Source organism: Arthrobacter sp. TWP1-1, assembly GCF_049897845.1.
Classification (GTDB): domain Bacteria; phylum Actinomycetota; class Actinomycetes; order Actinomycetales; family Micrococcaceae; genus Specibacter.
Genome location: NZ_JAFCXC010000001.1, coordinates 601,374 through 619,245, shown reverse-complemented (window position 1 = coordinate 619,245; position 17,872 = coordinate 601,374). Strand labels below are relative to the sequence as shown.

Below are 17,872 nucleotides of genomic sequence, written 5' to 3'. Positions count from 1 at the left end.
CTTTCGGGCCCTTTCTTGGCAACCCTGCACCACTTTCGGGCCATAAAACACAAACGCCGCATCACCTTGTACCGGGGGCGATAATAACGAACCCGGAAGTGATGCGGCGTTTAGAAAAAACGGCCGTAAGGTGATGCGGCGTTTGAATTAAGGGAGGTCGGGGCGGGCCAGGGACCTAGCCGTGTCGATGGTTGCCTGTCCCAGCACGCGGGAGCCTTGGTACAAAACAATTGTCTGACCGGGGGCGACGCCGCGCAGCGGCTCGACGAGCGTGACATTCAGGCGCTGGCGGGAGACGCCGTCGTCCGCTACCTCGGTGACAAATGCACGCGCCGGAACGGGGTCGCCATGCGCGCGAACCTGGGCGTAGCAATCGAACTCGGCCCCGGTGGCGACCTCGGCGATGGGCAGCCCGGCCCAGGAAACCTTGATGCCATTGATCTCATCGATGGCAAGGAGTGCGTGGGGGCCGACGATGACCTTGTTTTCCTTGGGACGAATTTCCAGCACGAAGCGGGGCTTGCCGTCGGCGGCCGGGGTGCCGAGCTTCAGGCCGCGGCGCTGACCAACCGTAAACTGGTTGGAGCCGGTGTGGCCGCCTACCTTTGCCCCGGTCTCGTCGACGATCTCACCGTCGGTCATCTCGATCTTCTCGGCCAACCAGCCGGCGGTGTCGCCGTCGGGGATGAAGCAGATGTCGTGGCTGTCGGGCTTTTTGGCCACGGACAAGCCGCGGGCCTCGGCCTCGGCGCGAACCTCAGCCTTGGACGGTGTGTCGGCCAGCGGGAACATGGAGTGCTTGAGCTGCTCGTGGGTCAGCACGCCGAGCACGTAGCTCTGGTCCTTGGCCCAATCGGCGGCGCGGTGTAGTTCCGGGTTACCGTCGGCGTCCGTGATGACCTTGGCGTAATGCCCGGTGCAGACGGCGTCGAAGCCCAGGGCGATGGCCTTTTCCAACAGCGCGGCAAACTTGATCCGCTCGTTGCAACGCATGCACGGGTTGGGTGTGCGGCCGGCGGCGTATTCGTCGATGAAGTCCTGGACCACATCTTCCTTGAACCGCTCGGAGAAGTCCCAGACGTAGTACGGAATCCCGAGCAGATCGCAGGCACGCCACGCATCATTGGAATCCTCCACGGTGCAGCAGCCACGGCTGCCGGTGCGCAGAGTTCCGGGCATGCGGGAGAGCGCCAGGTGAACACCGACGACGTCGTGCCCGGCATCCACTGCTCGTGCTGCTGCGACGGCGGAGTCAACTCCACCACTCATGGCGGCCAATACTCGCATTACGTACCTTTCAATTGGTGCAAAAATTCAGTTCGTGCGGACCGTGGTGCCGACCACCCGGAGGCTGCAGAGCCTCCGCCTGACAGGGATCCCCGCCCGCTTCGCGGACGCCCGAAGCCGCTCCCGGGACCCTGTAAGGCCTCCGGCACTGCCGCCTGGCGGGCGGTCGTCACCGTGTGCTCGCGGTTTCAATACTTGATTTGTGCCCGGCCATTCCAGCTTGTTTTGCGCGTGCGTGTGCTTGCGGCAACGCGGCCACAAAGGCGTCAACGTCTTTTTGGCTTGATGTATGCCCCAAACTAAAGCGTTGTGCGCCACGTGCCGTGTCTTCATCCAGTCCCATGGCGAGCAGCACATGGGAAGGGCGGGGCACCCCGGCGGTGCACGCCGAGCCGGTCGAGGATTCGATGCCCGCCATGTCAAGCAGGAAGAGCAAGGAGTCACCCTCGCAGCCGGGGAAGGTGAAGTGGGCGTTGCCGGGCAGGCGTCCATCCGGGTTCACGGCGGGGTCGACTCCGCGGAGCACGGCCTCGGGGACAGCGGCGCGGACGGCCGCAATGATCCCGTCACGGAGGGCCGCGATGCGGGGATTCTCGGTGGCCAGGTTTTCCGTGACGTCCTGGGCAGCCGCGGCGAAGGCTGCGATGCCGGCCGTGTCCAAGGTGCCGGAGCGGACAGAGCGCTCCTGTCCCCCGCCGTGCTGCACCGGCGTCAGCTTCACGGCACGGCCCAGTAGAAGGGCACCAACACCAACTGGTCCGCCGATCTTATGGCCACTGATGGACATGGCGGCCAGTCCGGAATCCTTGAAATTCACGGGGACAGAACCGAACGCCTGGACCGCGTCAGAATGCACGGGAATGCCGTGGGCAGCCGCGAGCGCCACGATTTCAGCAATGGGCTGGATCGTTCCGACTTCATTGTTGGCCCACATGCAGGTGACCAGCGCGATCAAGTCCGCTCCGCCGTCGGCCATTTCTTGTTTCAGGGCCGAAAGACTGACAGTGCCATTCTCATCGGCCGGCAACCAGACGACCTCGGCGCCCTCATGCTTCTCGAGCCATTCGACAGTGTCCTGCACGGCGGCGTGTTCAACACTGGAGGCCAGAATTCGCTTCCGGACAGGCTCGGCTGCGTTGCGTGACCAGAACAGGCCCTTCACGGCGAGGTTGTCGGCCTCTGTGCCGCCGGAGGTAAAAATGACCTCCGTGGGGTGGGCGCCAGCTGCCCTGGCAATGGTTTCGCGGGACGCTTCCACCGTGGCTCGAGCGCGACGGCCCGCTCCATGGAGGGAGGACGGATTGCCGCTACGGGCAATAACGGAGGTGAGTGCGGCGAGGGCCGGGGCCGAAATAGGCGTGGTCGCCGCGTGATCTAGATACACGGGCACGCTCTAATTCTACGGCACGTCGCCTTGTCATGATCCGCCCTCAATGGCAGGATCGGGGTGTCCCACATCACACAATGATCCCGGGGGGATTAATTCCATGCAGAAAGCTTTCTTCCGCCGTACAACGGCCGCCGCTCTGTGCGCAGTCGCCATGGCAGCAACCACATTGATCGGTGGCAGCGCCATGGCTGCGCCGGCTACTACAAAGTCAACACCCGTTGACTTTCCAGCAGCCGACGGCCAGCTCATGAGTTACGTTGTCAACGCAAAGGCCGCCAACGCCAACAAGACAAAGGATGCCGTGCAGGCCATTGAGGCCGCCGGAGGCGTCGCTGTTCAGCAGTGGCCCGAGATCGGCGTGGTCATTGTCCAATCGGATCGGGCCAACTTCCGGGCAGACGTCCTGAAGTTCGGAAAATCAGCAGTTGAATCGGTGGGCGCAACCCGCACCATCACCGTTGCTGAAGGCACGCCGGAGGGCATTGCCACCCCATGGCAGACGGCCACGGCCCCTTCCCTCCGCAGCCGGCAACTTGCCAACACCGATGTGCTCTACGGTGATGCCACGCTCGACGCCATCGCAGCCGATCCGCGCGAATCCGAGCAATGGAGCCGCGTTCAGGTCAAGTCTGATCTGGCCAACGAGATCACCGACGGCTCACCGGATGTTTTGGTGGGCGTCTTGGACAGCGGCATCGACCCGGTCCACCCGGATCTCGCCGCCAACATCGATGTGGCCAACTCGGTCAACTGCACCAATGGCGGACGTCCGGACACCTCGCCCACAGGCTGGTTCCCCACGACGTCATCGCACGGAACCCACGTGGCAGGCATCATCGGCGCCGCCCGTAACGGTGTTGGCATTGTCGGCGTAGCGCCGAACGTGCGCATGGCCTCCGTCAAGGTCGTCAACGATGCTGGATCGATCTACCCCGAGTACGCCATCTGCGGTTTCATGTGGGCCGGAATGAAGGGCATGGATGTCACCAACAACAGCTACTACATTGACCCCATGCAGTTCTGGTGTGGCGATCAGCCCGATCAGGCAGCCGTCATGACGGCCGTTGAGCGCGCAGTGAGCTGGTCGACGAAGGCAGGCGTGGTTCACGCCGCTGCTGCCGGAAACGCCTCCTACGATCTGGCCAACAAAACCACGGACGACGTCAGCCCGAACGATGTCGCCGGGATAGAGCGCGAGATCAACAACGGCTGCAAGGACATGCCCACCGAACTGGATGGCGTGGTGACAGTGGCCTCGACAGATCAGGCCGGCAAGCTCTCATCCTTCTCAAACCGCGGCCTGAACGTCATTGACGTAGCGGCCCCAGGATCACGCATCCTGTCCACGTTGCCGAACAACACTTACGGCTTGCTCAGCGGCACCTCGATGGCTTCGCCGCAGGTCGCCGGCGTGCTGGCTCTGATGAAGTCCCAGCACCCCGGGTGGAAGCCCAGTCAGTTGATCTCTGAATTGCGCAAGCAAGCCGAGGATCACGCGTGCATGCCATCGGCGACACCCAAGGGTGCCGAGTGCACCGGCACGGTGGGCAACAACAGCTACTACGGCGAAGGAATTGTGGACGCCCTGAAGGCAGTCCTCTAGGACCAACGCTCCCACAGTTCCGGCGGCCATCGTTCACGATGGCCGCCGGAACCGTTTAACGCTGAACTGTTTAATGTTGGGCGGTACCGGGCACGGATTAGCTATTGACAGTGTCCCCCTCCGCGCTGAGGTCACTGCTCGGCGTCACCTCAAGCGCCTCCAACCCCGGTGAATGCACGACGGCGGCAATCAGTTCCGCTGTTCCGCCCACCAGCGTGGAGTCGAAGTCGATTTCGGTGGCCATGCACCAACTGCGGTCTGCGGGCCAGGCAAGATCAGCCCAGCGGATTTCCGGCTCACTGTAGCCGCCGAGCGGGTGAAAGATGCGATCGTACGCCTCAGCGCATCAGCGATGCTCTGGCCTTCGGCACCGCTCGCAGCATCCATTTCCGCAGCCTAGTTCCGTGGAACCAAGCGGGCACAACAGTGGGAAATCTCGCGATCGGGCGCCAGATCATGGAGCGAATCCCCGCAGCCTTCGAGGGCGCCGCCGAGCAGTGCGCCGTTGAGTGAACACACCACGCTCGTGTGCTCCAATGACAGCCTATGGAAAGGGCAATTGGCCATGATGGTGCCGCCCTCCCCATCGGATTCGGGCTCATAACCGGTACTGGCGAGCATCTCCTGGATGGTCCCGGCCGCCCGCCCCATGCGCTTTCCCTCGTCGTGAGCAACCACGGCCAAGGCCTGTTGGATATCCACAGAATCGTCGATCGAGTGTTGCACTGCAGCCGCAAGTAACTGGGCGGCCAGATCATAGTGCCGTGACGGGACGGAGGCGCTGACTTCATGGTGCGCGGCCGTGTACAACTTGGTGGGTCGGCCGGAGCCCGGACCGGTCCGGTCCCCGATTTTGCGGAACTCCACCAGCAGCAGATGTTCATCCACCAAGCGGTCAAGATGAACCCGAATGGTGCTTCGTGGCAGGCCAAGGCTTTCGGCGCAATCTTCACAACTAAGAGCCTGGCCGGAGTTGAGTACCAGCTCGAACAACTGCTTCCGCACCGGGTCACCAAGGGAGGCCAGGGCACGCAGGCGCTGGGCGTCGTCGAACCCTGCATGTGTTTCGGCGACGGGCTGGAGGGATGGTTGCTGGACCGGTTGGTTCACGATTGTTGGCCTTGCCCCTTCATTCGCGGCGTGATGGCCGCCCTGTAAATAGCGATGTAGCGATTTGTGTGGTTCCTGCTTGACGCTTTGAGTCTGCGCTTCTAAAGTCAATAATACAAGCTTTAGAAAGGTGTGAATATGTCCATCACCAATGCGGACCTGCTGACATTCGAGGACCCGCTGGCCGAGGAATCCGCCATTGACCTCCCTCGCGCCGAAGCAGCCATTGCAGAATTCCTGCGAGCACTGGGCCGCGATGAACGCGATCCGCATCTGCTCGACACCCCGCGCCGGGTGGCGACCGCCTATGCGGAAATGCTGACCCCGCGCGAAACGTCTTGGACAACATTCCCCAACGAAGACGGCTATCAGGGCCTGGTCCTCGTCAAGGACATCCCGTTCCACTCCCTCTGCCAGCATCATCTGCTGCCGTTCCGGGGTGTGGCCCATGTCGGCTATCTGCCCGGCGATCGCCTGTTCGGTCTGTCCAAGCTGGCGCGCGGCGTGGAGCTGTTCTCGCGTGACCTGCAGGTCCAGGAGCGACTCACCCAGCAGGTGGCCAACTGGCTCGAGGACACGCTGTCCCCACGCGGCGTTGGCGTCGTTATGGAGGCCGAGCACATGTGCATGTCCCTGCGGGGCGTCCAGACCGCCGGAACCATGACCCGCACCTCGGTCTTTACTGGCCTATTGTCCGACGCCGGTCCCTTGCGCGAGCAATTCCCGCACTGATCCGCTGTGTCTCTGTGCCGCTGATCCGCTTTGCCCCACGCACCGGTTGGGCCACCGATTCATACAAATTCATACAAGGAACACAATTTTCCACCGGAAAGAGTTTCGATCATGAATGAGCCACTTAGCACCTCCGCCCACTCCCCCGCCGTCGGCATGGTCATCATTGGCGGTGGTCTGGCTGCCGCCACGGCCGCCGAAACTCTGCGTAAGGAGGGCTACGCCGGCACCGTCACGATCATCGCTGAGGAATCCGAGACTCCCTATCAGCGTCCTCCGCTGTCCAAGGGCTTCCTCGCCGGCAAGGAAGGCGAGGACGCGTTGCTCCCCCTCCCCGCAAGCTGGTACGCCGAGAACAACGTGACCCTCATGACCGGAACGGCAGCAACGGCCTTAGACCCACAGGCCCACACGGTCACCCTCGACGACGGCACCACCCTCCCGTATGCCAAGGCGCTTATCGCGACAGGTGCCGCCCCGCGCCACATTCCGCTGCCCGGCGTCGAACTTAAGGGTGTGTACACCTTTCGAACCAAGGCCGACAGCGTTGCCTTGAAATCCGAATTCACTGGCGGCGGCAAGAACGTCGTCATGATTGGTTCCGGGTGGATTGGTATGGAAATCGCCGCCACGGCCACCGAGTTGGGCAACCATGTGACATTGCTGGGCTTGGAGGAGGTGCCGTTGTCGGCCGCCATCGGAACAGAGCTTGGCACCGTCTTTACGAACCGGCACAAGGAAGCAGGCGTGAAATTTGTGTTGCCGGCGAGCGCTACCGAGATCCAAGGCAGCAACGGTGTGGTGACGCATGTGTTGACCACGACCGGCGTGAGGCTGCCGGCCGACATTGTCATTGTGGCCGTGGGCGTGATCCCCAACATCGCCTTGGCGCGGGAGGCTGGGCTCACCATCAACAATGGCATTGAGGTCACGGCCGGGCTGCAAACCTCCGCACCCGATGTTTTTGCGGCCGGAGATGTGGCCAATGCCATGCATCCGGTCACCGGATCGTTCGCTCGTTCGGAGCACTGGGCCAATGCGATTGCCGCTGGAAAGGTTGCCGCGCGGTCAATGCTGGGCCAGGACGCCATGCTGGATGACATTCCGTATTTTTACACCGACCAGTTTGACCTGGGCATGGAGTATTCCGGCTTCGGTGCGTTAACCAAGGACGCCGAGCTGGTGATTCGCGGCAGTCTTGAAAAGCGTGAGTTCATCGCTTTCTGGGTGCTCGATGGCCGGGTGGTGGCGGGCATGAACGTGAACATGTGGGATGTGCAGGACACCATCAAGGAGCTGATTTCATCCCAACGGAATATCGACACGCTTAAGCTGGCTGACCCGCAAACCCCGCTCGAGGCTATTTGATGGTGAGTATGAGGACTTTCCCCACAGCGACTTCCCCGTTTTACGCGCCACCGCTGATCCACCCTGTCCACCAGTTTGGGCCGCGCACCTTGGATTTCAGCCGCCAGGTTGCGCTCATGGCCATCATCAACCGCACCCCGGATTCCTTTTACGACGGCGGAGCCACCTTTGCGCTGGATGCTGCGGTGGCCGCCTCGCTTGCGGCAGTGGAAAACGGTGCGGACTGGGTTGACATTGGTGGCGTACCGTTTGCGCCCGGGCCGGCGCTCAGCGCCGACGAGGAAAGTGATCGAGTGGTGCCGGTGATCGCCGCGGTGGCTGCGGCCAGCGATGTCATCATCTCCGTGGACACGTTCTTGCCCGAGGTCGCTGCCCGCAGCATCGCTGCCGGCGCCAACGTCATCAACGACACCACGGGGCTGGCCAATCCGGAGATCGCTTCCGTTGTCGCGGAGTACGGCGCGCACCTGGTCATCACCCATTCGTTGGCAAAGCCCCGAACGGTCTACCCTCGGCCGCACTACGACGACGTTGTCACCGAGGTGGCAGCATTCCTGGCTGAGAAGGTGGAATTGGCCATCTCCTTGGGGGTCCCTGCCGATAAGATCATCATCGATCCCGGGCACGACCTCAACAAGAACACCTTGCACACCTTGGAAATCACCCGCCGCTTCAGCGAGATTGCCGCGTTGGGCTTCCCCGCCCTTGCCGCCGTATCCAACAAGGACTTCATCGGCGAATCCCTTAATCAGGAAAAGCATGAGCGGCTCGAGGGCTCGCTGGCCACGGGCGTGATCTGCATTTTGGGAGGCGCCCGGATCCTGCGCATGCACAATGTTGCATCGGCCAACTCGGCCATTCGCATGACCGAGGCAACGCTGGGATGGCGGGCACCGGCCTATCTCAAACACAATATGGGTGACCTCAACGAGCCTGCCCACCCCGAACGCAGCAACGGTTGAGGACACGGCCATGATCGAGAGAATCTTCCCCCACGCCACCCTGCTTTCCGGTGCGGAACTGGACCAGGAACTGCTGGCAGCGCCGCCGGAAAACGGGGCAGCCGTCCGGCCGTGGGTGAGCTTCAATTTCATCTCTAGCATTGACGGCGCCGCCACGATGGACGGCCTGTCTGGAAAGTTGGGCAACCCCTGGGACCTGCGGGTCTTCTCGCTGTTGCGGCAAACGGCCGACGTCATCCTTGTCGGCGCCGCAACTATCAGGGCCGAAGGCTATGGCGGAGAGCTATTGAGTGCGCCCGCACAGCGATGGCGTCATGACCATTGGCTTCCGGAACATCCCCCGTTGGCGATCGTTTCGGGGTCGTTAAACCTTGACCCGGACCTCGAGGTATTCACCCAGGCGCCAGTCAGGCCGCTCATTCTGACCCTTGAATCGGCGTTGGATGTGGCGCCGCGGGATCGTGTCGCGACATTGGCAGAAGTTGCCGAGCTGGTCACCGTTGGCAAGGATGCCTTGGATCCTGCGCTGGTGATTTCTGAACTGGCCGCCCGGAACTACAAGCGCATCCACTCCGAAGGCGGTCCCACCTTGCTGGGCACCTTTGCGGCTGCCGGAAAGGTTGACGAACTTAACCTCACAGTTTCACCGCTCCTGGTGGGCGGTCCGGCCGGCCGGATCGCCCACGGCCCGCAGGCGTCAGCGGCGGCCAGCGCCATGTCACTCACCCGGATCCTCAAAGCGGACTCCATGTTGTTCCTGCGCTACGTCCACCAGCCCAACTAGCTCCGTCAGCCCGTCTAGCTCGACGGCGGGGCCACCGACAATTTCTCCATCACCTTTGGCGTCGTGGAGGCCAGCAGTGCGTCGGTGGGGCAGGCAAGACTCACCAGCAGACCCGTATCAGCTGTGCCAAGCATGCGCGCCCACACCGTGCTGGCCATGACGTCCTTCCCAGCTTTGGTGGTGAAACTGTAAAAGGTAATGGCCGCTCCTGCCTTGCCCGCCTCAGCCACCCACGGCAACTTGGCTTCACCGAGGGATTCAGCGATGACGGAGGGAATCAGGTACTTCAGCAAATTGAGGGTGGATGTCTTGTCATCGCCAGCCGTAATGAGTGGACCCTGATGGGTGGTGGTCCAGTAAGCCACCTGGCAGCCGGCGTCATTCGTGTACTGAGTCTGCCCAGCCACCTTGTCCTTGACAATTTTCCACTCCGGCGGTCCCGGCGTCGCGGAGTAATCCTGTGGCGGCTGGCCGAGAATATCGCTGAATTCCACAGCCACGCCGTCCGAAAGAGTGTTTCCGGCTTCAAAGGTCATGGGTGCGGCGGCAACTTTGGCAGCATCGTGTCCGGCCACCACGGTGGGCGCCGCGTAGGTGGGTGGCGGGGCTGAGTTCCCGGCCGTTGGCTGCGACGGCGACGGGACGGCAATACTGCACCCCGTCAGAGCGATAGCCAGCGCCACGACTGCCATACCGGAGGCTGCCCGCAGCTTGGATCCCCTTTGTTGATTCACACGTTCCACTGTACCGATGCGCCCGCAAATCCTGCCACAGGACCGCGCCGTTACGCCCACAACAACGCTGCGCCGGGATCCACCCTGACCGTCGCCGGCAACGGCCCGATCCGTTCCCCGTCCGCGTACGCAACCAGTCCGGGCGCATCAATCGCCACCTCCACAACCTGCTCAATCCTGACCTCGGGGCTGCCGGTGTGCCGGCCCGAGAAAACCAGCGGATAAATCCTCAGGAACTTGCTCCGCGACACAGGCGAGACAATGAACAGATCCAGCAGGCCGTCGTCGTACTTTGCCTCGGGGGTGATTTTCATGCCGCCACCGATCGAGGTGCCATTGGAGATGGAAATGAGCACACCCTGCTGTTTGCGAGCCAGGCCGTCGACCACCAGGGAGTAGTTCAGCGGCTTCAAGACAGCCAGTTCGCGCAGGATCGCAAGGTTGTAGCGCATGGGTCCGCGCGGCCATCGCCACCTGTTGGCGCGCTCGTTAACCAGCGCATCGAAGCCGGCCGAGAGCGCACCCATGAACCAAACCGGCCCGGCGCCAGCCCGTTCGATCCGGCCCAAATCCACGGCGCGCGGGTCCCGCTGGCTGCACCTGAGGAAATGGTCGACGGCGGCGCCCGGATTGTGGAGATCGAGGCCCAATCCGCGGGCGGTATCGTTGCCGGTTCCCGCCGGGATGATGCCCAGTGGGACCTTCTTGTGCGCCACGGCGTTGACCCCGAGATGGACCATGCCGTCGCCTCCGACCACAACTAGGGCTTGGGCACCTGCGGTGATCTCGGCGTCGACCGCTTCTGCCAGCGCCTTGTAGTCACGGCGGCGCAGGACACTGACATGGTGCCCGGCTGCGCGGAGGCGGGCTACCACCATCTCACCGGTTTGCCCGGGTGATTTGGCACCTTTTCGGCCAACGGCGGCGCGCGGATTGATGGCCACGGCAATGGTGCGTGCGGTGTCCGCGGCGGACTTGGCTGGGGTACTGGGGAACGTGTTCATGGCAAGTGAAAGTATGACAGCGCCGGAGCCTCCGCGGGGAAATTGTGCCCTGATATAACGGCCAGTGTCGGCGGCTAGAATGAACTCCTGCACAGCCTGGCTAGCGAAAGGTCCCTCGTGGGCGAGAAGCACCTCACTCATTACCAAGTCCTGGGACTTGCCCGCACTGCCTCCGAACGCGACGTGAAAATCGCGTACCGGAAGGCTGCCCGGATCGCGCACCCGGACAGGGGCGGAGACCCTGCCCTGTTCCGCCAAATCACGGAAGCGTACGAGATCCTTGCGGATCCGGCGCGCAGGCAGGCATATGACCGCTCTTATGGTTCTGGTGGTTCGGGCGCCAAGGGTTCACGCGCAGGGACATCCGGATCCCAGAACGAGTCACCGGGCTACGGTTCACCCAGCGGCTTTGACGGGTTCACGACGCGGCGTGCACCGGAGGAACGGCGTACCGCCGGCGATCCGGCCATCTACTTTCCCGCCTACGAAGACCTCGCTGCGGGCGAGACTCCGATCATGCCCCGCCCCACCGCGGCCCAGCCCGTCCACGGAGCACCCCGGAAGCGCGGGCTATTTGGTGCGTCATCAAGGCTGGCCCGGGAGGCCCGTACCGCGCAGCTCATCATGCAGCAGGTGCTGCCGGGGATTCCGGCAGCACGGCTCATCAACGGGCTCACCGCGCCGCACGGCAACGGCTATATGGATCACGTCCTGGTGTCCGGGTACCGGATTGCCATCATTGGTTCCATGTTGGTTCCCGACGGCGCTTTCCGTTGGGACGGCAATGTGTTGATTCACGGCAGCCGCGTTGCGGCTCCGCCGCAGTTGATTCCTGCCGCGCGAGCGCTGCAGGATCTTTTCCCCGAGTGCAATGTGACGGCCTGGGTCTGCGTTCACAGCAGCACCGGCAACCTTTTTGAACCCGTCATTGACTACACCCGCGGCACCGACCCGGACGGCTCCAACACGGTCAACGTTGCCAACGCGGCCCGTTTTGTGCGTGAGACCAAGCAATTTTTGGCCTCCGGTCCCTCGCCCAACGTTGTGGATCTGCACGTGCTTGATCGGCTCCTTGGCGGCATGTACTAGGCGTCCGGGCCCGAGTGCCGGTCATGACATCTCGACGGCTGGCGTAGGATAAAAGGCGTGTTCCGCATCCTATTTATGACCCCCGAAATTCCCGGCAATACCGGCAATGCCATCCGCTTGGCTGCCATCACCGGCGCCGAACTCCATCTGGTGGAGCCTCTTGGCTTCGACTTCTCGGACGCCAAGCTGCGCCGGGCCGGGCTGGACTACCACGATCTTGCCGTGGTGACTGTCCATAAAAGTCTTGAGGACGCCTGGACAGCACTGGCACCCGAGCGGGTCTTCGCCTTCACCTCCGACGGTGAAAGTAACTACACCGACATTTCGTACCAGCCCGGGGACGTGCTCATGTTTGGCCGTGAATCGAGCGGCCTGCCCGATGAGCTCAAACACGATCCTCACGTCACCGCCCGCGTCCGGCTGCCGATGCTGCCCGCATTGCGGTCACTGAACCTTGCCAATGCAGCCTCGATCGCCGTCTTCGAGGCATGGCGTCAAAATGACTTCGCCGGGGCACAAATCCAGGCATAAGACCCACTGCCCGGTCCTGTACAAGGTCCGGCCGGAACTTTTTTTATCTACTGGAGGTATGCATGTCCGCTCGCGATCCTGGTTTGGCGTTCACCGACGGAGCGCTGCAATTTGAGGCGTGGTCGGACAAGCTCTGGGATCCCATGGGCCGCGACGTCGTTGCCGCGGCTAGGTTGGCGCCGGGCGAGAAGGTACTGGACGCCTGCTGCGGAACAGGGGCAGCCACCATTCCGGCTTCCCTGGCCGTAGGTCCGCAGGGGACGGTCGACGGCGTCGACATTTCCACCGGGTTGCTGCGCATCGCTGCCGCGAACCTTGCCGAACGCGGCATCCTTAACACCACCTTGACGGAAGCCGATGTCACGCAGTGGCGCGGGCACCGCACCTTCGATGCGGTGCTGTGTTCTTACAGCATGTTTTTCTTTTCCGACATGGAAGCCGGTGTTGAACACCTGGCCTCCATGCTCCGCCCCGGTGGCCGCCTCGTCACGAGCACGTGGATCGAGGGCGCCCTTGAGCCTTTTGCCGGCCGCATTCTTGAGGCTGCCATCAAGGAACGCCCCCGGCTGGCCGGCGTGATTCCGCTGCCCAACCAAAACATGTCACGCGTGGCCACTGTTGAATCACTGGGCACCTGGCTTGGGGATCGCGGGCTGGAAAACGTCTCCGTGACCACTCATCCGCTCACCCTTGCCGTCGATGACGCCATGGCCTGGAACCTAGTCATGGGCAGCGGATGGCGGACCCTGCTCCCCCGCGACCCCGAAGCCATCGCCCGTGTCCGGCGCGACTTCATCAAATCTGTGGGCCCGCACGTCGAAATGAACTCCGACGCCATGATCGCCACGGGAACTGTGCCGAACTAAATTCCAGTCACCGAAAAATGCCGCTGCTCCTGCTTATTGCCACCGTTGTACGGGCGGCAATAAGCAGGAGCAGCGGCATTTTTGCAGCGGAGGCTACGCCCGGCGCTTCTTGATTTCTTCCACGGCCTGCGGCAGGACCTGGAACAGGTCACCCACAATGCCGAAGTCGGCAATCTCAAAGATGGGCGATTCGGAATCCTTGTTGATCGCCACAATGAGCTTCGAGGTCTGCATGCCAGCCTTCTGCTGAATGGCACCGGAAATACCAACCGAGATGTACAGCTGCGGGGAGACCTTCTTTCCTGTCTGGCCCACCTGCGACGCGTGGGAGATCCAGCCAGCATCGGTTGCCGCACGCGAAGCACCAACGGCGGCACCCAAAACGTCGGCAAGTTCCTCGATGGGGGTGAAATCGCCATCCACGCCGCGACCACCAGCGACAATAATGCGGGCGTCTTCCAGCTCCGGGCGGCCCGAGGCTGCACGCGGCGTACGGGAAACAACCCGTGCGGCAAGGCTGGCCGGGGCAAACGCCACGTCCACAAGCTCGACGGCGGGAACAACAGCCGATTCCGCAACGGCGGCTTCCACGCTGTGCGACTTTACGCTGATGACGGCCACAGCCGAAGTGGCCCGCGCCTCCACAGTGTAGGACCCGGCAAGGACGGATTTGTGCGCAACCAGGGTGCCGGCGTCGTAGCTCACGGAAACGGCGTCGGTGATGACGCCGGCGTTGAGTGTGACACCGACTCGTGCGGCAATTTCCTTGCCAGCGGCGCTGTTATCCACCAGCACTGCGCTAGCGGATACGGCGGCAGCGGCCTGCGCCACGAGATCGGCCTTGGGCGCAACCAGGTACTCGCCCAGTTCGGATTGCTCGGAGTGCAGCACGCGGGTCACGCCATAAGCACCAAGCTCGGCGAGCACCTCGGCTCCGACGGCTCCGGCCACAACAGCCACCGGTTCGCCGGCACCCCGGGCAAGAGTCAACAGCTGGTGCGTCGTGCTTGAAAGCTTGCCGGGGGCGTCGAGCTGATCAATGTAAACAACAATTGCAGTCATGTATGGTTCCTCAGATCAGTTTCTGCGCGGCCAGGAAGTCAACGAGCTGGATGCCGGCATCGCCGGAATCGGTGATGATGGTGCCTGCGGTGCGGGCGGGGCGTTCGGCTGCCGCGGACACCTGGGTCAGGGACCCGGCATGCCCGACGGCGGACGGTGCCAACCCCAGGTCTGCCAGGGACACCGTGGTCACCTTCTTCTTCTTCGCGGCGAGGATGCCCTTGAAGTTCGGGTAGCGAGGATCGTTGGCCTGATCCGTCACGGAAACAAGCGCAGGCAGCGTGGCCTGGATTTCCTCGGAGAAATCGTCACCGTCGCGGCGAGCGGTCAGGGTTGTGCCGTCCAGCTCAAGGGATGAGGCAAAAGTGATCTGGGCAAGACCCAGACGCGCCGCGAGCTGCGCCGGGATGATGGAGGTTTCACCATCGGTGGAGGCCATGCCGGTGATGACCAGATCCACCGGACCAAGCGTGTTGATGGCTGCGGCCAGTGCCAGCGACGTTGCGGAGGCGTCGGAGCCTGCGAGCGCGTCATCCGTGACGTGCAGGCCCTGCGTGGCGCCGATCTGCAGTGATTTCTTTACGGCGGCCGCGGCAGAAGCCGGGCCAAGTGTCAGCGCCGTGACGGTGTTGCCGGCTTTGGCGCCACCGCGGGCATCTGTCAATGCCAGCGCCGCTTCCAGCGCGTATTCATCGAGTTCGGAAAGGATGCTCTCGCTGCGATCAAGCGTGCGGGCATCACCTGTGAGGTGTCGGTCAAATTGTGCGTCTGGCACATATTTGACCAGTACGACAACGTTCAGTGCTGAGTTTTCCACTGCTGTCCTTTGTGTCATGGACGGATGGTTGAGCGGCGCCCTTCCCCCTTGTCGGGGCGGGTGCCGCCAGTTCGCCCTTGGCCTACTCCCACAGCTTAGTTCGTGACGGCCCGGAGCCGGAATTTGGCGGGACGATTCTTTACTCCAAGCGAACACGGGAGCGGCCAGCTTCTCCTCCCCCGGGTGGACGCCGCCGCAAGACTTTCACCCTGTGGCCCGATGCTTACGCCCCCGAACCGACGGCACAGTGGAGGTATGACTTCATCAATTTTGAGCGCACGCTCCCTGTCCAAACGCTATGGCGCGGGCATCGCCCTGAACAACGTTGATCTCGAGATCCATGCCGGCGAATCCGTGGCCATCATGGGCGCCTCCGGTTCGGGCAAGACCACCCTCCTGCACACGCTGGCTGGCATCACCACCCCTGATTCCGGCAGCGTCCACTATGCCGGCACCGATGTGACGGCCCTCAATGAGACCCAGCGATCCAAGCTGCGCCGCGAGGCTTTTGGATTTGTGTTCCAGTCCGGGTTGTTGATTCCCGAGCTGACGGCCATCGAAAACGTGGCGTTGGCGCTCATGCTCAATGGTGTTCCGCGACGCGACGCCGAAGCACAGTCCGCCGGATGGCTGGCCCACCTCGGCCTGACGGGGATGGAGAACCGCCGCATCGGCGAGCTCTCCGGAGGGCAGGCACAGCGCGTCGCCATTGCCCGCGCCCAAGTCACCGGCGCCCGCATCGTCTTCGCCGACGAACCCACCGGTGCGCTGGACTCCAACACCTCCGCCGACGTCATGGGCGCACTCCTTGACGCCACGGCCGGACGCGGCAACACCCTGGTCCTTGTCACCCACGATCCCACTGTTGCCTCCCGCTGCAGCCGCACCTTGTTTATGCACGACGGCGTGCTGTCCCACTCGCCGTCGGCCCACCTGGGTGCCGCTGCGGTCATACCCGGCAGGCCAGCGCCACTCTCCGCGGGAACCACCTATATGCAGCAGCCTTTCAACCCCATGTCCGCGCATCCCTCGATGGGTCAGGGCACCACTGTTACCGGCCAAGATTGGGCGGGCCAGCCGTGAAAGCCGTGAAATCCACCTTTTCTATTCTCTGGATGATGTCCCGGCCGGCGCCGGGGAGCAAAGCGGTCATCGCGCTGCCTGCCCTCGCCTTTGCGTTGGTGACGGCCCTGCTGCTGATTGTGCTGGCCGGTGCCATGAGTTTCTTCACGAACGCCACGCCCAATGACCCCTCCGGTACCGCGGGCACCTACCAAATGTTGGCAGCGTTTGCCGTGTCCCTGATGGTGCTGCCCATGCTGACCCTTGGCGGTTCTGCGGCCAGACTTTCTGCCCGACGCCGTGACGAGCGACTATCCACGCTGCGGTTGCTGGGCGGGACGCCAGCGCTGGTGTCTGTTCTGACCGTGGTTGAATCCACGCTCGTCGCCGTAGTGGGTGTGGTAGCTGGAATCTTCCTCTATGCAGCAGCCTTACCCGCCATTGCCCTGATTCCCTTTCAAGGCCAAGCCCTGGGGCTGGCGACTTTGTGGCTCCCAGCAGGCGCCCTATTGATAGCCGTGGCATCCCTGATTCTGCTAGCCGCCGTCAGCTCCGCTATTGGCCTACGCCTTGTGGTGTTGTCACCTTTGGGGGTTCGTACGCGGCAAAAGCCGCCCACGGTCCATTGGCTCCGATTGGCCCTTGGGACCGGAGCCGCCGTGGTTCTCTACGCCGTCATGTCCAGCGTTACAGCCAGTGGTTCGGTTGCCATCATGATAGTGGTCCTGTGCGGTAGTTTCGCGGGCGGTCTGGCCCTGTTGAACCTCATGGGCCCGTTTGCCTTGAAGTTGCTGGCCGGCCGGGGCCTGCGCAAGGCCACTACCCCTGTGCGGCTTTTGGCAGCCCGGACCATTCTTGAATCACCCAAGGCTGCTTGGCGGCAGGTCAGCTCCTTGTCCATGACAAGTTTCATCGCCGTGGTGGCTGGCACGGGTCTGGCGATCCTCAACTCCGCAGGCGAGGCCCAAAATACCGCCGATGAGACTCTCTTCAACGATATGCGCACGGGTGTGTTAATTACTGTGGTCGCTTCTTTCCTGCTCGTGGCGTCCAGCGCCGGCGTGAATCAGGCCGCTGCCATCCTTGACCGCCGCGAGCTGTACATAAGTCTTGACCGGCTGGGCATGCCGCGCTCTGTCATGGACGCAGCCCGCAAGCGGGCCGTGATGTGGCCGGTACAAATTGTCACAGCGGGCTCGGCCGCCCTGGCCGGAGTCCTCCTGTTCCCGCTCACGGGTATGGCCATGATCTTTGCACCCCTGTCCGTGTTGGTGATCGCGGCAGTCTTGGCTGGTGGCATCGGTCTAGTCTGGGCGGGGCTGGCCGCGTCGACCCCCGTGTTGAACTCGGTTCTTCGAGAGGCATAGTCGCAAGGTGTAATCCTCGAGGCACAATCCGCGCAACATAAAAAAGCCCCATCCAGCTGCCATTGTGGCGCCGGATGGGGCTGTGTGCTTTGGGCTGATGAGCC

18 protein-coding genes are annotated in these 17,872 nt (G+C 62.9%); 10 read left to right on the top strand and 8 right to left on the bottom strand.

Going from position 1 to position 17,872, the window contains the following annotated elements:
* Window positions 1-147: 147 nt before the first annotated feature.
* Together mnmA and ACP7B9_RS02945 are read right to left on the bottom strand one after the other, a co-directional pair.
* Window positions 148-1,269: a tRNA 2-thiouridine(34) synthase MnmA gene (mnmA, locus tag ACP7B9_RS02950; RefSeq protein ID WP_425860595.1), complete on the bottom strand. Its 1,122-nt coding sequence runs from the start codon at window positions 1,267-1,269 to the stop codon at window positions 148-150.
* 187 nt (window positions 1,270-1,456) lie between these two features.
* Window positions 1,457-2,677 carry a cysteine desulfurase family protein gene (locus ACP7B9_RS02945; RefSeq protein WP_425860593.1) on the bottom strand — a complete coding sequence of 407 codons (1,221 nt, stop codon included), beginning with the start codon at window positions 2,675-2,677 and terminating at the stop codon, window positions 1,457-1,459.
* A 97-nt stretch (window positions 2,678-2,774) separates the two neighbouring features.
* On the opposite strand from ACP7B9_RS02945, the gene ACP7B9_RS02940 reads away from it, so the two are divergent.
* Window positions 2,775-4,280 carry a S8 family serine peptidase gene (locus ACP7B9_RS02940; RefSeq protein WP_425860592.1) on the top strand — a complete coding sequence of 502 codons (1,506 nt, stop codon included), beginning with the start codon at window positions 2,775-2,777 and terminating at the stop codon, window positions 4,278-4,280.
* Between the two features lie 97 nt (window positions 4,281-4,377).
* Here ACP7B9_RS02940 and ACP7B9_RS02935 read toward each other — a convergent pair whose 3' ends face one another.
* Both ACP7B9_RS02935 and ACP7B9_RS02930 read right to left on the bottom strand, forming a co-directional pair.
* Window positions 4,378-4,524 carry a hypothetical protein gene (locus ACP7B9_RS02935; protein ID WP_425860590.1) on the bottom strand — a complete coding sequence of 49 codons (147 nt, stop codon included), beginning with the start codon at window positions 4,522-4,524 and terminating at the stop codon, window positions 4,378-4,380.
* Between the two features lie 152 nt (window positions 4,525-4,676).
* Window positions 4,677-5,390 (bottom strand): helix-turn-helix transcriptional regulator, encoded by a 714-nt coding sequence (locus ACP7B9_RS02930; RefSeq protein ID WP_425860588.1) that lies wholly within the window; start codon window positions 5,388-5,390, stop codon window positions 4,677-4,679.
* A 138-nt stretch (window positions 5,391-5,528) separates the two neighbouring features.
* Here ACP7B9_RS02930 and folE point away from each other — a divergent pair, with 138 nt between their 5' ends.
* The 4 genes from folE to ACP7B9_RS02910 all read left to right on the top strand — a co-directional run bounded on the left by folE (window position 5,529) and on the right by ACP7B9_RS02910 (window position 9,236).
* Window positions 5,529-6,122, top strand: a complete 594-nt coding sequence (gene folE, locus ACP7B9_RS02925; RefSeq protein WP_425860586.1) for a GTP cyclohydrolase I — start codon at window positions 5,529-5,531, stop codon at window positions 6,120-6,122.
* Between the two features lie 111 nt (window positions 6,123-6,233).
* The gene (locus ACP7B9_RS02920) at window positions 6,234-7,490 is read left to right on the top strand and encodes an NAD(P)/FAD-dependent oxidoreductase (protein WP_425860584.1); all 1,257 of its coding nucleotides are present in this window, start codon (window positions 6,234-6,236) and stop codon (window positions 7,488-7,490) included.
* Window positions 7,491-7,498: 8 nt separating this feature from the next.
* Entirely contained in the window at window positions 7,499-8,452 is a 954-nt protein-coding gene (gene folP, locus ACP7B9_RS02915; RefSeq protein ID WP_425860582.1) for a dihydropteroate synthase, read from the top strand.
* Window positions 8,409-9,236 carry a pyrimidine reductase family protein gene (locus tag ACP7B9_RS02910; protein ID WP_425860580.1) on the top strand — a complete coding sequence of 276 codons (828 nt, stop codon included), beginning with the start codon at window positions 8,409-8,411 and terminating at the stop codon, window positions 9,234-9,236. Before folP ends, ACP7B9_RS02910 begins: the two co-directional genes overlap by 44 nt.
* Before the next feature lie 14 nt (window positions 9,237-9,250).
* Here ACP7B9_RS02910 and ACP7B9_RS02905 read toward each other — a convergent pair whose 3' ends face one another.
* Window positions 9,251-9,970 (bottom strand): hypothetical protein, encoded by a 720-nt coding sequence (locus ACP7B9_RS02905; RefSeq protein WP_425860578.1) that lies wholly within the window; start codon window positions 9,968-9,970, stop codon window positions 9,251-9,253.
* 50 nt (window positions 9,971-10,020) lie between these two features.
* Window positions 10,021-11,115: a diacylglycerol kinase family protein gene (locus ACP7B9_RS02900; RefSeq protein ID WP_425860576.1), complete on the bottom strand. Its 1,095-nt coding sequence runs from the start codon at window positions 11,113-11,115 to the stop codon at window positions 10,021-10,023.
* Between ACP7B9_RS02900 and ACP7B9_RS02895 the strand changes: the two genes are divergently transcribed.
* The 3 genes from ACP7B9_RS02895 (at window position 11,092) to ACP7B9_RS02885 (ending at window position 13,460) form a co-directional block, all read left to right on the top strand.
* On the top strand, window positions 11,092-12,063 hold the full coding sequence (locus ACP7B9_RS02895; protein WP_425860574.1) for a DnaJ domain-containing protein: 972 nt from the start codon (window positions 11,092-11,094) through the stop codon (window positions 12,061-12,063). The two genes, ACP7B9_RS02900 and ACP7B9_RS02895, sit on opposite strands and share 24 nt — an antisense overlap.
* 57 nt (window positions 12,064-12,120) lie before the next feature.
* Complete coding sequence (locus ACP7B9_RS02890) at window positions 12,121-12,594, top strand: tRNA (cytidine(34)-2'-O)-methyltransferase (RefSeq protein ID WP_425860573.1); 474 nt, start codon at window positions 12,121-12,123, stop codon at window positions 12,592-12,594.
* A gap of 62 nt (window positions 12,595-12,656) precedes the next feature.
* Window positions 12,657-13,460, top strand: a complete 804-nt coding sequence (locus ACP7B9_RS02885; RefSeq protein WP_425860571.1) for a class I SAM-dependent methyltransferase — start codon at window positions 12,657-12,659, stop codon at window positions 13,458-13,460.
* Between the two features lie 93 nt (window positions 13,461-13,553).
* Here the strand turns inward: ACP7B9_RS02885 and ACP7B9_RS02880 are convergent, their stop codons facing one another.
* Window positions 13,554-14,522 carry an electron transfer flavoprotein subunit alpha/FixB family protein gene (locus ACP7B9_RS02880; protein ID WP_425860569.1) on the bottom strand — a complete coding sequence of 323 codons (969 nt, stop codon included), beginning with the start codon at window positions 14,520-14,522 and terminating at the stop codon, window positions 13,554-13,556.
* 10 nt (window positions 14,523-14,532) lie between these two features.
* The gene (locus ACP7B9_RS02875; protein ID WP_425860567.1) at window positions 14,533-15,357 is read right to left on the bottom strand and encodes an electron transfer flavoprotein subunit beta/FixA family protein; all 825 of its coding nucleotides are present in this window, start codon (window positions 15,355-15,357) and stop codon (window positions 14,533-14,535) included.
* Between the two features lie 237 nt (window positions 15,358-15,594).
* Here ACP7B9_RS02875 and ACP7B9_RS02870 point away from each other — a divergent pair, with 237 nt between their 5' ends.
* Together ACP7B9_RS02870 and ACP7B9_RS02865 are read left to right on the top strand one after the other, a co-directional pair.
* Window positions 15,595-16,422 carry an ABC transporter ATP-binding protein gene (locus tag ACP7B9_RS02870; protein WP_425860566.1) on the top strand — a complete coding sequence of 276 codons (828 nt, stop codon included), beginning with the start codon at window positions 15,595-15,597 and terminating at the stop codon, window positions 16,420-16,422.
* A complete protein-coding gene (locus ACP7B9_RS02865) occupies window positions 16,419-17,768 on the top strand; it encodes a permease (protein ID WP_425860565.1) in 1,350 nt (449 codons plus the stop codon). Before ACP7B9_RS02870 ends, ACP7B9_RS02865 begins: the two co-directional genes overlap by 4 nt.
* Window positions 17,769-17,872: the final 104 nt, after the last annotated feature.

Coding starts and splice junctions, on each gene's coding strand:
- mnmA (WP_425860595.1), bottom strand. CDS start 1,269: ATGAGTGGTGGAGTTGACTCCGCCGTCGCAGCAGCACGAGCAGTGGAT.
- ACP7B9_RS02940 (WP_425860592.1), top strand. CDS start 2,775: ATGCAGAAAGCTTTCTTCCGCCGTACAACGGCCGCCGCTCTGTGCGCA.
- ACP7B9_RS02935 (WP_425860590.1), bottom strand. CDS start 4,524: ATGGCCACCGAAATCGACTTCGACTCCACGCTGGTGGGCGGAACAGCG.
- folE (WP_425860586.1), top strand. CDS start 5,529: ATGTCCATCACCAATGCGGACCTGCTGACATTCGAGGACCCGCTGGCC.
- ACP7B9_RS02920 (WP_425860584.1), top strand. CDS start 6,234: ATGAATGAGCCACTTAGCACCTCCGCCCACTCCCCCGCCGTCGGCATG.
- folP (WP_425860582.1), top strand. CDS start 7,499: ATGAGGACTTTCCCCACAGCGACTTCCCCGTTTTACGCGCCACCGCTG.
- ACP7B9_RS02900 (WP_425860576.1), bottom strand. CDS start 11,115: ATGAGTGAGGTGCTTCTCGCCCACGAGGGACCTTTCGCTAGCCAGGCT.
- ACP7B9_RS02885 (WP_425860571.1), top strand. CDS start 12,657: ATGTCCGCTCGCGATCCTGGTTTGGCGTTCACCGACGGAGCGCTGCAA.
- ACP7B9_RS02880 (WP_425860569.1), bottom strand. CDS start 14,522: ATGACTGCAATTGTTGTTTACATTGATCAGCTCGACGCCCCCGGCAAG.
- ACP7B9_RS02875 (WP_425860567.1), bottom strand. CDS start 15,357: ATGACACAAAGGACAGCAGTGGAAAACTCAGCACTGAACGTTGTCGTA.
- ACP7B9_RS02870 (WP_425860566.1), top strand. CDS start 15,595: ATGACTTCATCAATTTTGAGCGCACGCTCCCTGTCCAAACGCTATGGC.